General features: G+C 29.4%; 12 protein-coding genes and 2 tRNA genes. 11 read left to right on the forward strand and 3 right to left on the reverse strand.

From position 1 onward, the window contains the following. Positions 1–8: 8 nt before the first annotated feature. Positions 9–602 carry a TetR/AcrR family transcriptional regulator gene (locus ACULEV_RS01490; RefSeq protein ID WP_445456921.1) on the reverse strand — a complete coding sequence of 198 codons (594 nt, stop codon included), beginning with the start codon at positions 600–602 and terminating at the stop codon, positions 9–11. 180 nt (positions 603–782) lie between these two features. On the opposite strand from ACULEV_RS01490, the gene ACULEV_RS01495 reads away from it, so the two are divergent. From ACULEV_RS01495 to ACULEV_RS01530, 8 genes are all read left to right on the forward strand, one after another. Beyond that, entirely contained in the window at positions 783–2,009 is a 1,227-nt protein-coding gene (locus ACULEV_RS01495; RefSeq protein ID WP_445456922.1) for a Glu/Leu/Phe/Val dehydrogenase dimerization domain-containing protein, read from the forward strand. Between the two features lie 27 nt (positions 2,010–2,036). Beyond that, positions 2,037–3,401: a sodium:proton antiporter NhaD gene (gene nhaD / locus ACULEV_RS01500; RefSeq protein ID WP_445456923.1), complete on the forward strand. Its 1,365-nt coding sequence runs from the start codon at positions 2,037–2,039 to the stop codon at positions 3,399–3,401. Positions 3,402–3,452: 51 nt separating this feature from the next. Beyond that, entirely contained in the window at positions 3,453–4,157 is a 705-nt protein-coding gene (locus tag ACULEV_RS01505) for a MotA/TolQ/ExbB proton channel family protein (protein ID WP_445456924.1), read from the forward strand. Next, the gene (locus ACULEV_RS01510) at positions 4,157–4,552 is read left to right on the forward strand and encodes an ExbD/TolR family protein (protein ID WP_445456925.1); all 396 of its coding nucleotides are present in this window, start codon (positions 4,157–4,159) and stop codon (positions 4,550–4,552) included. The genes ACULEV_RS01505 and ACULEV_RS01510 overlap by 1 nt, the downstream gene beginning before the upstream one ends. Positions 4,553–4,558: 6 nt before the next feature. Beyond that, entirely contained in the window at positions 4,559–5,365 is an 807-nt protein-coding gene (locus ACULEV_RS01515; protein ID WP_445456926.1) for an energy transducer TonB, read from the forward strand. A 128-nt stretch (positions 5,366–5,493) separates the two neighbouring features. Beyond that, positions 5,494–6,708, forward strand: coding sequence for a bifunctional folylpolyglutamate synthase/dihydrofolate synthase (locus tag ACULEV_RS01520; protein ID WP_445456927.1), 1,215 nt, complete (start codon positions 5,494–5,496; stop codon positions 6,706–6,708). A 59-nt stretch (positions 6,709–6,767) separates the two neighbouring features. Then, positions 6,768–6,842 (forward strand) — tRNA-Val (locus ACULEV_RS01525). Positions 6,843–6,972: 130 nt separating this feature from the next. Continuing rightward, positions 6,973–9,345, forward strand: coding sequence for a GAF domain-containing protein (locus tag ACULEV_RS01530; RefSeq protein WP_445456928.1), 2,373 nt, complete (start codon positions 6,973–6,975; stop codon positions 9,343–9,345). Here the strand turns inward: ACULEV_RS01530 and ACULEV_RS01535 are convergent. Next, positions 9,342–10,523: a Pycsar system effector family protein gene (locus ACULEV_RS01535; RefSeq protein WP_445456929.1), complete on the reverse strand. Its 1,182-nt coding sequence runs from the start codon at positions 10,521–10,523 to the stop codon at positions 9,342–9,344. The genes ACULEV_RS01530 and ACULEV_RS01535 overlap by 4 nt on opposite strands. A 38-nt stretch (positions 10,524–10,561) precedes the next feature. Here ACULEV_RS01535 and ACULEV_RS01540 point away from each other — a divergent pair, with 38 nt between their 5' ends. Beyond that, complete coding sequence (locus ACULEV_RS01540) at positions 10,562–14,272, forward strand: metallophosphoesterase (RefSeq protein WP_445456930.1); 3,711 nt, start codon at positions 10,562–10,564, stop codon at positions 14,270–14,272. On the opposite strand, the gene ACULEV_RS01545 is transcribed toward ACULEV_RS01540, so the two are convergent. After that, complete coding sequence (locus tag ACULEV_RS01545) at positions 14,255–15,133, reverse strand: hypothetical protein (protein ID WP_445456931.1); 879 nt, start codon at positions 15,131–15,133, stop codon at positions 14,255–14,257. The two genes, ACULEV_RS01540 and ACULEV_RS01545, sit on opposite strands and share 18 nt — an antisense overlap. A 262-nt stretch (positions 15,134–15,395) precedes the next feature. Between ACULEV_RS01545 and ACULEV_RS01550 the strand changes: the two genes are divergently transcribed. Both ACULEV_RS01550 and ACULEV_RS01555 read left to right on the forward strand, forming a co-directional pair. Continuing rightward, a tRNA-Ser gene (locus tag ACULEV_RS01550) sits at positions 15,396–15,480 on the forward strand. 238 nt (positions 15,481–15,718) lie between these two features. Then, positions 15,719–16,948, forward strand: coding sequence for a site-specific integrase (locus ACULEV_RS01555; protein WP_445456932.1), 1,230 nt, complete (start codon positions 15,719–15,721; stop codon positions 16,946–16,948). The last annotated feature ends 350 nt before the right edge of the window (positions 16,949–17,298 follow it).

The following is a 17,298-nucleotide window of genomic DNA, read 5'->3' on the forward strand; positions in this document are numbered from 1 at the left end:
AAATTTTTTTATAAAATGATTTTTTCTTCAATGTATTTTCTTAAAAAATTAGAGACAATATTTATATCCTTACTATTATTGTTAAGATTACTCATCATTATCGAACCTTCAATAGATGCTATAAATAATATTGCGAAGTTCTCTTCATTTAAATTTGGGTCAATTTGGTTATGTTTTTTACCATTAGTAATAATTTTTATTACACTATCTTTTAAATATTTAATGCCAATTCGTCCTTTGTCTTTTAAAGGAGAGTTTGTGTTGTCAAATTCAATAGCAACATTGAGTATAGGGCAACCACCTTTTATAAATGGATGAGTTATATACGTTTCAAAAAAATCTAAAATCGCAAATAGTTTGTTTTTTGAATTGTTTTCTTTTTTTATTTTTAAAAGTAATGTTTTTGTTATTTGTTTAAACATGTTTTCAAATGCTTCCATTTCTAAAACATCTTTGTTTTCAAAATGTTTATAAATAGCGCCTTTTGTAAAACCAGTTGCATTTGTAATATCACTTAAAGAAGTTGTTTTATATCCTTTTGTATTAAAGAGTATACTAGATTCTTTGATGATTTTTTCTTTTGTATATTGTGGTTTTCTCATATGTAAAGATACCAATTGGTATCTAAATAAAAAAATTTTATGTATTTTTTTTATTTATTAATGTGATATTATACAATGTGAAGAAATTGTTAAATAATAAAGTATTTAAAAATATTAGCAGGAAAAAAGCAATTAAAAAAAAGGAAAAACTTAAATTTGTCTAACAATTTTAATATCATAATGAAAGATTTACTTAAGAAATTCGAAAATAAAGAGCCAGAAATAATATTTAATTGGAAAGATCCAGAAACTGAGGCAGAAGGATGGACAGTAATAAACTCTTTAAGAGGAGGTGCAGCAGGAGGAGGAACTAGAATGCGTAAAGGGTTGGATATGAATGAAGTACTTTCTTTAGCAAAAACAATGGAAGTTAAGTTTTCAGTATCTGGTCCAGCAATTGGAGGAGCAAAATCAGGAATTAATTTTGATCCAAATGACCCTCGTAAAAAAGGGGTTTTAGAAAGATGGTACAAAGCTGTTTCACCATTATTAAAAAATTATTATGGTACAGGTGGTGATTTAAATGTTGATGAAATTCATGAGGTTATTCCAATGACAGAAGATTGTGGTGTTTGGCATCCACAAGAAGGTGTTTTTAATGGTCATTTTAAACCAACTGAAGCTGATAAAATTAATAGAATAGGACAATTAAGACAAGGCGTTATAAAGGTAATTGAAAATCCTGATTTTTCCCCTAATGTTAATAGAAAATACACTGTTGCAGATATGATTACTGGATATGGTGTTGCAGAAGCTGTGCGACATTATTATACTATTTTTGGTGGTGACGTGAAAGGGAAAAAAGCTATTGTACAAGGATTTGGTAATGTTGGTTCTGCAGCTGCTTTTTATTTAGCAGAAATGGGAGTTAAGATTGTTGGTATAATAGATAGAGATGGAGGTTTAATTAATGAGCAAGGGTTTTCTTTTGAAGAGATTAAAACTTTTTTCTTAAATAAAGATGGGAATAAATTAGTGGCTTCCAATATGATTCCTTTTGAGGAAATTAATGAGAAAATTTGGTCTATTGAAGCTCAAATTTTTGCTCCTTGTGCAGCTTCTCGATTGGTTACTAAATCTCAAGTTGATAAAATGATTGCTTCTGGTTTAGAAGTTATTTCTAGTGGTGCCAATGTGCCTTTTGCTGATAAAGAAATTTTCTTCGGCTCAATCATGGAAGAAACAGATTCTAAAGTAAGCCTTATTCCTGATTTTATTGCTAATTGTGGAATGGCTAGAGTTTTTGCTTATTTTATGGAGAAAAAAGTGCAAATGACCGATGATGCTATTTTCTCTGATACTTCAAATATTATAAAAAATGCTATTCAAAAAGTATATGATGCTAGTACTGATAAAAAAAATATAAGTGCTAGAGCTTTTGAAATTGCATTAAAACAGTTAATCTAAATTTAACCCAAAACTAACTTAATAAAAATGGAAATTTTACTTATAGTAATATTTGTTCTTGGCTATTTAGGAATAGCTATGGAGCATTCTATAAAAATAGATAAATTAATTCCTGCGCTTGCTATGATGGCTATTTTGTGGGCGTTAATAGCAGTAAATCACCTAGAAGTTTTTGATATTGTACCTGGAGTAGGTAAAGAATCACATCATCTTGAAGGTGTTTTACTACATCATCTAGGAAAAACTGCTGAAATTCTTGTTTTCTTAATGGGAGCAATGACAATAGTTGAAATTATTGATTATTTTGATGGTTTTTCTACAATTAAATCTTTTGTAAAGACAAAGAGTAAATCAAAGCTATTATGGTTGTTTACAACTCTAGCTTTTGTTTTGTCTGCAATTATAGATAATCTTACTGCAACTATTGTGTTGATAACCATATTGCAGAAAATTGTGAAAGAGAAAGATACCCGTTTGTGGTTTGCTGGATTAATAGTTATTGCAGCAAATGCTGGAGGAGCTTGGTCTCCTATTGGAGATGTAACTACAACTATGTTATGGATTGCTAACAAAGTTTCAGCTTCACAATTAATAGAACATGTTTTAATCCCTTCTATTATATGCTATGCAGTGCCAACATTCATTGCGTCAAGAATGAAAATTTTTAAAGGATTTATTGAGGCAGATTCTAATGATGATGCTCCTTCTCCAAAGTATAGTAGCTTAATTTTTTATTTAGGATTAGGCTCTATTTTATTTGTGCCAGTTTTTAAAACTTTTACCCATTTACCACCTTATATGGGAATGATGCTCTCTTTAGCAATTGTTGCAGCTGTTGCTGAATTTCTTAGTAATAGAAAATTCAGTATGGGAAATGCAACTTCTGGTGATGGTTCAGTTGTGCATCATAGTCCAGTTCATAAATCATTATCAAAAATTGAAATGCCAAGTATATTATTTTTCTTAGGTATTTTAATGGCGGTAGCAGCTTTAGAATCTTTAGGGATGTTATTTGATTTTGCCGGGATATTAGAGGATAAAGTTCCTTATTTAGGAACAGAACATGCTTCAACAAAAATTTCAGATTTGGTAGTTTTATTGTTAGGTGCTGGATCAGCAATTATAGATAATGTACCATTAGTAGCTGCTAGTATTGGGATGTTTCAAATAGGAATGGATGAACCAGCATGGCATTTTATAGCTTATGCAGCGGGAACAGGTGGTAGTATGTTGATTATAGGTTCTGCGGCTGGAGTTGTAGCAATGGGAATGGAAAAAATTGATTTTATTTGGTATTTAAAGAAGATAGGTTGGTTAGCATTGGCTGGTTTTTTATCAGGTGCTATAGCTTTTGTTATATTAAGAGATTTTCTTTTAAACGTATCTCATTAAAATTATAATTTTTAATTAATTTTACCGTTATTACTAAATAAAATAATAAGTATGAGCATATTTCTTCAAGTGGATAGTTTAGCAGTTGCAAATGAAGCTTTATTAGAGGATCAACCAATAGAAAAAACCCTTTCAATCTGGAATTTATTAACAAGTGGTGGTGTAGGTGGTATTTCCATAATGGTCGTTTTATTTATCTTATTGTTTTTTGCATTGTTTCTTTATTTCGAAAGATTAATGGCAATTAATAAAGCTAGTAAAATAGATGCTAGTTTTATGAATAATATTAAAATGAATATTACAACGGGTAAGATTGATGCAGCAAAAATGCTTTGTGCACAAACAAATTCTCCTGTTGCAAGATTAATTGAAAAAGGGATTTCTCGTATTGGCAAACCTCTGGAAGATATTAATACAGCTATTGAGAATGCTGGGAATTTAGAGTTGTATAAATTAGAGAAAAATACCAGTATGCTTGCTACCATTTCTGGAGCAGGACCAATGATTGGTTTTCTTGGTACCGTTGTTGGTATGATTCTTGCTTTCCATAAAATGGCAAGTGGCGGTGGACAAATAGAAGTAGGTTCACTTGCTGAAGGAATCTATACAGCAATGACAACTACCGTAGTAGGATTAGTTGTAGGTATTATTGCTTATATTGGTTATAATCATTTAGTTGTTAAAACAAATAAGGTTGTTAATCAAATGGAAGCAAATGCAGTCGATTTCTTGGACTTACTAAATGAACCAGTATAATGAAGTTAGGAAAAACAAGAAATAAAGTTTCTACAGAGTTCAATATGTCATCCATGACAGATATTGTATTCTTGTTATTGATTTTTTTCATGATAACTTCAACAATGGTGACTACTAATGCCTTGGATTTGGTATTACCAAAAGGTAAAGGTAAAACAGATAGTAATAAAAGTATTTCAGTTAGTATTGATAAAGAGTTGTCTTTTTTTATTGATAAAGATAAGATTGATGAAACTCAGTTGGAAACATTATTGCTTAGTTTAGTTGCTAATGCAGAAAACAAAGCAATTATTTTACGTGCAGAGAAATCAGTACCACATGAAAAAGTGGTATATGTTATGGATATTGCCTACAGAAACGGAATTAAAATGGTGGTAGCTGTTAATCCAAAATAAAGAAAGATGATATTTCTAGAAACACCAGAAGAGAAAAAATCGTTTGCAATTACAAGTGCAATATTTGTAATCCTTTTGTTGTTGTGTCTGTTTTTAGGTCTAACTTATATGGATCCACCACCAGAAAATGGAATTGCAATTAATTTTGGAACTAGCGATGTAGGGCAAGGAGAAATTCAACCTACTGAACCTATTCAATCGGCTCCACAACCGACGGTTAGTGAGCCTGTGACGTCTCAAGAAGATGATATTTTAACTCAAGATGAAGACGCTCCAGTGGCTGTAGTTCCTAAAAAGGAAACAAAAAAACCAATTGAGAAGCCAAAAGAAACGGTTAAGCCAAAAGTTGAGACTCCAAAACCTTCGAAAGCAACTAATAGTGCTTTAGATGCCTTGTTAAATGGACCAAAATCTGAAGGAACGGCTCAAGGAGGACATGGTGATGATGGTTTGGCTGGGGATAAAGGTGATCCGAATGGTAGTTTGTATTCCAATAGTTTTTATGGAAATGGATCAGGGAACGGAACAGGTTCTGGAAACGGAACAGGTTGGGGTTTAGCTGGTAGAAAATTAGCTGATAAAAGTAAAAAACAACAAGATTGTAATGAAGAAGGAAAAGTTGTAATTAAAATTTGGGTAAATAGGAGTGGAAACGTAATAAAGGCAGAAAGAAGTCAAGGAACTACAAATACAAATCCATGTTTAGTAAATCCTGCTCTTGAAACGGCTAAAAGTTTTAAATGGCAAGCTGATGCTAATGCTCCAGAAACACAAATAGGTTTTGTTGTAATAAACTTCAAATTAGGTGAATAACCAAGAAAGTAAAATCACAACTATTTAGCCCCGATAGTAATGGAAATCCAATGCAATTGCATTGATTGTAATGGATAGCGGGAAAATGGAAACCAAGAACGCCCAAATATTCGCTTCATATTTTCAAAATGACATATAAAGAAACTACTTCTTGGCTTTTTAATCAGTTGCCAATGTTTCAACAGCAAGGCGCAATTGCTTATAAAAAGGATTTGTCTAATACTATTCTATTAGTAAACCATTTGGGAAATCCTGAAACTAAATTTAAATCGGTTCATATTGCAGGAACTAATGGCAAGGGGTCTTGTTCGTCCTTATTAGCTTCCGTTTTGCAAGAAGCAGGTTATAAAGTTGGATTATATACTTCACCACATTTAAAGGATTATAGAGAACGTATTCGAATTAATGGAAAAAAAATTTCCAAATCATTTGTAATTGATTTTGTAGCTAATAACAAATTCTTTTTTGAAGAGAATAAGCTCAGTTTTTTTGAAATGACAGTTGGGCTAGCTTTTGACTATTTTGCAAAAATGGAAGTAGATATAGCTATAATTGAAGTAGGAATGGGTGGAAGGTTAGATTCAACAAATATAATTACTCCTTTAGTGTCTTTAATAACCAATATAGGATTTGATCATACTCAGTTTCTAGGAAATACCTTAGAAGCAATTGCTTTTGAAAAAGCTGGAATTATTAAAAATATGATTCCTGTTGTAGTTAGTGAATATCTAGCTGAAACAAAACCAGTTTTTTTAGAGAAAGCATTAAATGAAAATGCTTCAATTTATTTTGCTCAAGATAAAGATTTTCCTGATTTTGCAAGTGCTTTATTAGGGGATTATCAAAAAGTAAATAAGAAAGGAGTTTTGCAAACACTAGAAGTTTTAAAAAATTATTTTAAAATTTCTTCTCAAGCTATAAAAAAAGGATTTATAAATGTAGTTGATAATACTGGACTTTTGGGAAGATGGCAAGTTTTAGGAACTTATCCAAAAACTGTTTGTGATACGGCTCATAATAGTCAAGGTTTAGCAATTGTATTAAATCAGATTAAAAAAGAAAAATTTGAGGTTTTGCATATTGTTTTAGGCGTTGTTAGTGATAAAGATTTAGACTCTATTTTGCCTTTGTTTCCAAAAAATGCTAAATATTATTTTTGTAAGCCAAATATAGATAGAGGTTTAGATGCAACAATTTTAAAGCAAAAAGCAAGTGATTTTGGTTTAGAGGGTTTGGTATTTAATTCTGTTTCAATGGCTTATAATGAAGCTAAAAAAAATGCTAGAGCTAACGATTTTATCTATATTGGAGGAAGTACTTTTGTTGTAGCAGAAATTGTGTAATTTTTTATAAAAAAGATTTGTAATTTATAAAATCTATTCTATATTTGCACCCGCAATAAGGGCGATTAGCTCAGCTGGTTCAGAGCACCTCGTTTACACCGAGGGGGTCGGGGGTTCGAACCCCTCATCGCCCACAAAAAGACTCCAATAAATTTTAATTTATTGGAGTCTTTACTTTTTTACCTATTCTAACCAAAGGAATCATTTAAATTTTTATGATTTTATTTATTTTTTAATGTTTATTTTTGTATAAAATTGAATGCAATGGTGTTAGAGTATCAATATGATAGCCCTTTTAAAACGTTAATCTCTTTTCATAAGCTTATTGAGAGTTTAGAAGAGATAGCGAAGTCTGATGTTGATTATCGTTCTAATTATGCAAAAAGTCTTTTAAAAGAAGTTGAAAAGAAACCGGAATTTAAAGAAGGAATTGAAGACTTAACCATTATTTATGAAAATCAAAGTCTTATAAAAAACCTTTTGGCTGATTTGTTTCCCACTTCATTAACTAATAATGAGATTAAAGCAGCTACCATTCCTTTTCAAAATATTACGTTTAATTATTCTGAGCGTTATAAAAAAATTCTAAGTGATGTTGGTTATAGTTTAGAGATAAATATTAGTGATTTTGATGAGCATCAGTTTTATGTGTTTAATTGTTGTTTGATATTAAATTTCTATTACAATCAGAACATTGAATTTAATACTCCTATTTTTTTTGATATTCCTGATAGTAATGGAATAGTTAAGCATTATAGAATTTTATATAATGCTGATTTTGTTGAGATATTTCCCACCGAAAAATCTATCCAATTAAGTCAAGAAGAAATTACAACCTTAATTGATAATTATGAAAATCTTGATTTATGGAAAAAATATTTCCCAAAAGAATCTTGGATTTTAAAAGGATTTGTTATCGCTACTCTAATAGATGTTACTACTGAAAATGCAATTTCTAAATTAAAGACTACTTTGATACAATCTGTTTTTAAAAAGAAAAGTTTAGATAGTATAAATGATATTCAAACTATTTTTAGATCAATTTTTAAGATAGCGGATTTAAGGATTGGTTTTACTAAATTTAATAGTGAAGAAATGACATTTTCTAGGCCTCCTTTTAGTAATACTAACTTCAAAAGTTTTTTATTAGAAAATATAGAAGAAGAGGAATGTAGAGGTGTTTTATGTGATTATTCATTCGATTTGTTAATTAAAAATAAAAGAAAATTAATTATTTCAAATGTTGAAAACTATAAGAAAGAGGTGCATTTTGACAAAGTAGCAAATATATTTTTAGAGCAAGATGTTCAAAGTTGTATAATGGCACCAATTGTTAAAGAAGGAGTGTTGCTAGGTGTTTTAGAAGTCGCCTCAAATACTGTTGGAGCTTTAAATTCTATTAATGCAAATAAATTAGACTTGGTAATGCCTTTCATAACGGATACAATTGTTCGTTCTGATAATGATTTAAAAAACTTAGAAGAAGCCATTATTCAAAAGGAATATACAGCAATTCATTCAAGTGTTTATTGGAAGTTTAAAAGAGAAGCAAAAAATTATATTGATTCTATAAGTAATACAAAAGATTATATTTTTAAAGAGATTAGTTTTAAGGAAGTGTATCCAATGTATGGTCAGATTGACATAAAAGGATCCTCAGATAAAAGAAATGAAACAGTAAAGAAAGATTTAGTTCAACAAATAGAGACCTTGATTTCAATTTTAGGAATGATAAAAACATCTCAAAATCTTATGATTTTAGAGCAAAGAAAGTTTGAATTAAATGAATATTTAGGAGAACTTAACTTGCCATTAAAAGCTGATACGGAACAGCAGATTCAGAATTATATTGAAACAGAGATTCATGGAATTTTAAATGCAAATAAAAGTGATCATCTTGTTGTAAAAGAAAAAATAGAAAGCTATTTTGAAAGCCTAGATTTAAAAACAGGAATGTTTTATCATCATAGAAAGGATTTTGATTATACACTAACTATTATAAATAAAAAAATGGCATCTATACTTGATGCTAAACAATTAGAAGCACAAGAGATTTATCCACACTATTATGAGCGTTTTAAAACTGATGGTGTAGAGCATAATCTTTATATAGGGTCTTCAATTTCACCAAATGTACCATTTGATAAAATGTATATTAGTAATTTAAGACTATGGCAGTTGCAAACATTATGTGAGATGGAATTAGAGCATCACAGGATAAAAGACACATTGCCTTATGCACTTGATGTTACTTCTTTGATTTTAGTATTTAGTTCGCCTATTTCTATTCGTTTTAGAATGGATGAAAAACGTTTTGATGTTGACGGTTCCTATAATGCAAGATATGAAGTTGTAAAAAAGCGCATTGACAAAGCATTGATTTTAGGTACGAATGAACGTATTACAGAGAAAGAAAAAATAACCATAGTTTATTCTCACTCCCATGAAGAAAAAGAATATTTAAAATACATTAAATATTTACAACATAAATTATTGCTAGAAGACACAATTGAACAATTTGAAGTTGAAGATTTACAAGGTATTTCAGGGCTTAGAGCAATTAGAGTTAAAGTAGTAAATACTACTGTTGCAGATAAAAAATATTCTTATCAAGATTTGTTGAATGAATTAAATTAAATATTTCCTATTTTAAAAGCGATTACAAAAGCAATTACTGAAATTATAATTCCTACCATAAAAATATTGTAGGTTATTCTTAAAAGACGATATTTTTTTTCTAAAACAATTCCTAAAAAATATAAATCTTTTATCATTGAATTGTATAAGTAGTTGCTATCTTTCATCATGTCATTAATAGCAGATTGATAATCTTCGTATGGCATTTTATAAAAATTACCAAAAAAGAGTAAGTTTACTTTTCTGTCTTCAATGTCTTTATTTGTGAAAGTTCCAGAGGTAACTTTTGGTCTAGTTGATAGTATTGCAAAAATAATTGAAGTTACACTAAAAATTACCATTATAAAAGTTGGGAAGATTAGATGTGTATTGTGTGAGCTGTCCAGTTTAGGTACTATTGTAGAAAGAGCAATAGATATGATTATTGCATTTACAGAGAGTAAAATATTAGCTTTACTGTCTGCAATTTCACTTAACCTAGTGTGATTATTGAGCGTAACTCTAAACATAGTGTCAACACTTCTATCATATTTAGTTGATTTGTTCTTTTTCTTATCCTCTTTTTCTTGTTGTATTTCCATTTCTTGAGAATTTTCTAGTAGTTTTTCTATAATTTTAATGTTTTCTTCTTTGTTTTTTTGCCAATTGTTTTTTGCATAATTAGTATAATAATGATGTTTTTGTTTTAATAATTTGTAATTCCCTAACATCCATTCTTTATCAAAAAAACATTTATTACAAGTTTGTTCCCATTCTTCCCTTAATAACTCGGAAGTTTTAATGTATTCCTTTTTTGAAAAATGTACATAGTCAGCATCTTTGATTATTTTTTCTAATTCAGTTTTAGGAATAGAATCAAAAACAGTAGCCATAATTAAATTTTTTACGTCTGAAATATAGTTTTGATCTTTGTGATTATCTTTTAAAAATTCACTAGCAATTTCCACACTTTTTTCTTCATGATTTGTAGTCCCTTTTATATATCCAGTGTCATGAAACCAAGCAGAAATAAGTAATTTTTCTTTATCTTCGTGAGAAATTTCGATAGTGTCAATTATTTCTTGAACAGCTTTTACAACAGTTATTGTGTGATGATAATTATGATAAACAAAATTTTGAGGTAAATTATTGTCAAATAATTGTTTAACATATATTGATGCTGCTTCAACTATATTCATATATCCTTATTTATTTTACTAATTTATCTGACTAATTTATGAATTTGTTTTTACTAAATAATAAACTTTTAAAGGTAAAGAGATTTTTTATACTTACCATTATTTTTAGTACTATAGTCTCTTGTGCAACAAAAGTAGTTCAAATAAACAACAAAACTGATGAAACAAAATTAACAGAAAATGTTTTGCAGTCAGAAATTGCTCATACTTTTTATCTATTAGGAGATGCGGGAAATGCTAAAAAAGACAGTACTACTATTGCGTTAAGTAGTTTTGAGAAAACATTAAGTAAATCTTCTAAAGAAGCAACTGTTTTATATCTAGGAGATAATATCTACCCTAAGGGAATGCCAGAAAAGAATGATTTGGGTAGGGAATTAGCAGTGCATCAATTAGATGTACAAATAAATGCAGTAAAGAATTTTAAAGGAAAAACAATATTCATTCCTGGAAATCATGATTGGTATTCTGATGGTGTAAATGGTTTAAAAAGGGAACAAGAATATGTTGAAGAAAAACTTGGGAAGAATTCGTTTTTGCCAAAAGATGGATGTCCAATAAAAACTATTGACATTAGTGATGAAATTGTCTTAATTATTATAGATTCTGAATGGTATATTACAAATTGGGATAATCATCCAACTCTTAATGACGAGTGTGAAATAAAGACTAGAAATCAGTTTTTAGATGAATTTAGAAGTGAAATTAAGAAGGCTAGAGGTAAAACTACATTAGTAGCCATTCATCATCCTATGTATAGTAATGGACCACATGGAGGGCAATACTCTTTTAAAGAGCATTTAAAACCTGCTCCCATTTTAGGGACATTAAAAAATATCATAAGAAAAACAACAGGAATAGTTAATGCAGATTTGTCTAATAAATATTACAACGATTTAAAAAAGAATATTGTTGCAGCAGCATTGCAGAATGATAGAGTGATTTTTATTTCTGGTCATGAACACAGTTTGCAATATTTGATCGAGGATAATATTCCTCAAATTATAAGCGGTTCTGGTTCAAAGACAACACCAACACGAAATGTAAAAGGAGGAAGATTTTCTTACGGGGTAAATGGGTATGCTATTTTGGATATATATAAAAATGGAACTTCAAAAATTCGTTTCATTTCTGCAAAGAATGATAAAGTAGAGTTTGAGACAATTGTCTTGAAACCACATTCTTTTAAAAAGGAAAAGAGTTACCCGATTCTAACAAAAGATTCTATTCAATCTTCGATATATAGTAAAGAAGAAACCCAAAAAGGGAAATTTTACACTTTTCTATGGGGCGAAAGATTTAGAAAATATTATAGCATTCCTGTAAAAGCAAAGATAGCATATTTAGATACTTTAAAAGGAGGTTTAATTCCAGTTCGTAAAGGAGGAGGAACACAATCTAGAGCACTTCGTCTTAAAGATAAAGACGGAAAACAGTATGTGATGAGAGCCATGAAAAAGAATGCGTCACAGTATATACAAGCAGCTATGTTTAAAGACCAATATATGGAAGGTGAATTTAAAAATACAAAGGCAGAATCTTTAGTAAAAGATGTTTTTACTGGTTCTCATCCTTATGCACCTTTTACTATGGATGTTTTATCAGATGCAATAGGTTTAGCTCATCTAAATTCGAAATTATATTATATTCCTAAACAAGATGCATTAGGGGATTTTAATGACGAATTTGGAGGTGAATTATATTTGTTTGAAGAACATGCTTCTGATGGTCATAATGATTTAGTAAGTGGAAATTTTACTGGAAACATAATTAGCACTATGGATGTTTTAAAAGAAATTCATGATGATGAATCTAAAATGATTGATGAAAAAGAATTTATAAAGGCTCGTTTGTTTGATATGCTAGTAGGAGATTGGGATAGACATCAAGATCAGTGGAGATGGCTAGAATTTAAAGAAAACGAGCGGTATATATATCGTCCTCTTCCTAGAGATAGAGATCAACCATTTTCTAGAATGTCAGATGGTTTTGTTTTAGGTGCTGCAGTAAAATTAATTCCAACTGCAAAATTATTAAAGAAATATGATTCCGATTTAAAGAATGTAAAAGGGTTTAATATTGAGCCTTTTCCTTTAGATATAGCTTTTATAACGGATGCAACAAAAGAGGTTTGGGATGAACAAGTTGCATTAATTCAAAAAAACATTACAAATGATGTTATTGATAAAGCATTTCAGTCCATACCTAAAGAAGTAAGTGATCAAACTGTAGATGACATAAAGACAATGCTTATAAATAGAAGAGAGAATCTTCAAAAAATTTCAGATCGATATTTTGATTTAGTTAATAAGTATGCAGTAATAACTGCTACAAATAAAGATGATTATATTAAAATTGAAGCAAAAGGTAATGGAGAAGTTGAGGTTTCAGTTTTTAGAAAAAAAGACAATACTATTAAAGATTTATTTCATCATAGAGTATACAATCCCAAGTTAACAAAGGAGATATGGATTTATGGCTTAGATGATGATGATACTTTTGAAGTTATAGGAAAAAGTAAAAAAATAAAAATTCGTTTAATTGGAGGACAAAATAATGATGCCTATAAAGTAGAAAAAGGTAAAAATATAGTTATTTATGACTATAAAACAAAGAAGAATGATGTTACCAATGCGAGTAAAGCAACATTAAAGCTTCAAGATAAATACACTATTAATGTATATGATTACAAAAAGTTAAAAACAAATACAAACCAGCTAATACCAACTATTGGAGCAAATCCAGATGATGGTTTTAAAATAGGAATTAATAACACATACACGGTTTATGGTTTTGAACGTAATCCATTTACTAGACAACATCAATTTAAAGGAGCTTACTATTTCGCAACAAACGGTTATGAATTAGATTATAAAGGGGAATTTGCAAATGTTGTTGGGGATTTAAACCTTGTATTGCAATCAAAATTTCAGAGCCCAAATTTTAGTTTGAATTTTTTTGGATATGGAAATGAAATACCAAATAATGATGATGATTTTGGATTGAATTACAATAGAGTTAAAGTTAGGGAATTTAACATAGGGCCATCTTTAGTTTGGAAATTATATGGAGGAAGTCAAGTGAGTTTTGGACTTCAGTATGCATCTGTTGAAGTTCAAAAAACAGAGACTAGATTTGTAGAAAATAACCCGCAATTGCCAGATTATATTTTTGATGAAAATCAGTTTTTCAATACTAATGTAAAGTATTTCTTTGAAAATTATGATAATAAAGCCTATCCAACGATAGGTATGCAAATAGGTTTAGAAATAGGATACAAGAAAAACCTGGATTTAAAAGGCAGAAACTTTGGTTATATTATTCCAGAAATAAGTTTTAATCATAAATTAAGTTCTTCAGGTAAATTAGTGTTGGCTACCAAAATAAAAAGCCAAATAAATATAGGAGATGATTTTGAATTTTATCAAGGGGCTTCAATAGGAGGGAATGATGGTTTGAGAGGTTATAGAAATCAACGTTTTTTAGGAAATCAATCATTTTATCAAAATACAGATATTCGATATAGCTTTAACCGAGTTAAAACTCAATTTATTCCAATTAAACTAGGTGCTTATGGAGCGTTTGATTATGGAAGAGTATGGCTTAAACATGAAGATTCCAAGAAATGGAATAATTCATATGGAGGTGGTTTTTTTATTAATGGTGCAGAATTACTAAGTCTTAACTTAGGGATTTTTAATTCCAATGATGGTTTTAGAGTAGCATTTGGATTAGGGTTTGCGTTCTAAACTTTTTAAAGAAAGAAAATAAATATTTCCATCTTTCTTTTTTTCTCTTTCATCGGCAATTAAAATGGTGTTAGAATCTTTAAAACAAATTGCTTCTTTTTGTGATGAGTGATCTAGATTGTATTCGGTAACAGTTCCATTTGTGAAGTTTTCTTTCTCAAAATTTTCAAACAGCCATATTTTCTTTCGAGAAAGTAGAACAATTTTAGTTTCATCTGGACTTATAGTAGCACTCGTTATTGCGCAATCTGTCTTATTTGTACAAGTTTTGAATTTACCTATTAATTCTGCGACATGGTGACCAGAAGAATTAGGTATTTTATAAATGAGAGATGTTCCGTCAAAATGTTTGCTTCTATTTTTAGTAAACAAATAAAAATTATTATTCCATTCAAAAAAGGCTTCACAATCATAGAAAAGACTGTCCTTTTTTGGAGGAAATAGTTTTTGTTCTGAATAATGAAAAGAGATTTTTTCTATGTTATGAATTGTATCTTGATTTAAGCTCGTTGAATTAATTTTATATATAGCTAAATCTTTTCTGACGTTTTTATTGTTACCAAAATCACCAATGTATAGATTTCCTTTTTTGTCCATTGTTAGATCTTCCCAATCTGTGTTTTTTATATTTTCAACAGTAATCTCTTTAATTATTTCTTCTTTTTTATTGATACCATAAATTTTATTTTGATTACCACTATCTTCTATTACAAATAATAAATTAAATTCTTTAGAAAAACTAATTCCTGAAGTTTCTTTTAATTTTTCAGGTAGTTTAGTATAGATTTCAATCTTGTCATTTTTAGATTGACATGCTAAAAAAATCAAAACAAATAAATAGGATAGTGTTTTTATTTTCATATTGAGTTCGTTTTCTGACTATTAAATTTATTATATTTTCTTTACTTACAAAGATAGGTATTATAGTCGTTTTACGTTTTTTATTCTTTTTAGGTATATTAATATAAATAATTGAAAATTAATTTAAATTCTAATTACTTGTATATTAAATGGTTATGTGAAATTCTATTTTTTAAAAAATATTTTTTTGTTTTTCTTTTTGAAACTCAAAAAAGGTTTATATATTTGCACTCGCAATCAGGAAATGAATGCATGACTTATTGGAGAAATGGCAGAGTGGTCGAATGCGGCAGTCTTGAAAACTGTTGACTGTAACAGGTCCGGGGGTTCGAATCCCTCTTTCTCCGCTGAAAGGTTAACAAGCCTCAACAAAACGCTGTAAAACTTATGTTTTACAGCGTTTTTTCATTGGTGACTATACCAATAAAGTTCATAAAAAGGTATGCTTTCAGTGACCTATTTTGATAAACCCAAATAGGTCACTAAAAAACGCTGAAACACTTGTATAATAAGGTGTTCACGTTTTGAACATCTTGTTTCAAGTGATTTTTAAGGATAATTTTATAAACTTAAAGTCACCACATTATGAACAAAACATTCAACTTGCTTTTCTTCATCAAGAAAAACAAAATCAAAGCCGATGGTACTGCTCCAATCTATTTAAGAATTACTATTGATGGAGTTACAAAAGAAATTTCAGCAAAAAGAACAATTCATCCTGATAAGTGGGATAATAAGCTTCAAAAAATAATAGGCTCAAGTATTGAAGTAAAATCACTAAATGCATATTTAAAGACTTTAGAGCAACAAGTTTACGAAGCGCACCACCAAATATTAAAAGATAAAGACCAAGCAACTGCTACATCAATTAAAGCAAAGCTTCAAGGAACAGATAAAAAAGCAAGAATGTTGGTTCCCATCTTCCAAGATCACAACAACAAAATAAAAGAGTTAGTTGGAAAAGAATATGCTCCTGGAACATTAGAACGTTACACTACTTCTTTGAAACATACTATTGAATTCATGCAATGGAAATACAACGTTTCTGATATTGATATTACAAAGATAGATCATGCCTTTATTACCGATTACGAGTTCTGGTTACGAAGTGTTAGAAATTGTGCTAATAACACAGCAGTAAAATACATTAAGAATTTCAATAAAATAATTAAAATTTGTTTGGCCAATGACTGGCTAGATAAAAATCCATTTGCCAACTACAAATCAAAAGTTAAAGAAGTGGAACGAGTTTATCTTACTGAAGCTGAAATCCAATCTATCATTGAAAAAGATTTCAAAACAGAAAGACTATCACTAGTTCGCGATATCTTCCTTTTCAGCTGCTTTACAGGTTTGGCATACATTGATGTCAAAAACTTAACAAAATCTCATATTAGCTATGGTATTGATGGCGAGAAATGGATATTTACCCATAGACAGAAAACGGAATCAGCTTCAAAAATTCCAATCCTTCCAGTGACACAAATGATTATCGATAAATACGAAAATCATCCGCAGTGTATCAATGAAGATAAACTTCTACCTATCCTATCCAACCAAAAGATGAATGCTTATCTAAAAGAAATAGCCGGAGTTTGTGAGATTGAAAAAGAACTAACCTTTCCCATTGCTCGTCATACTTTTGCAACTACTGTAACGCTTACAAATGGAGTTCCAATAGAAAGTGTAAGTAAAATGCTTGGACATAAGAATTTAAGAACAACTCAACATTACGCAAAAGTTCTAGATAGAAAAGTAAGTGAGAATATGAAGATTTTGAAGGAGAAATTTCAAGTTCTTAGTTCAAAAAAGTAAACTCAAATCCATGAGGATATTCTAAATATAACTATACTTTAGCTTTCATATAATGTTACCCAGAATCTACCATTATAAAATTTAGTAAATCAACTCCTTACATTCTTTTGTGAAATAGAAAAATTTCAGTAGTAAATTCGCGAATTACATACTATAAATTCAGGAATCTATCACTCAAAAAAACAGAAATCAAATCAAGCAATAATTTACATTAGAAAAAAAAGATGGATATACTAATTTAGCTGGGGATTAAAGCAAAGAATAAATATATTCTTCAAAGTAAGACTAGGAGAGTTTATTGCTTTTGAGAAGGAAAAGACAAAAATTTAAGTTAAGTTGCAAAAATATTG

This window comes from Flavobacterium sp. HNIBRBA15423, from assembly GCF_052655965.1.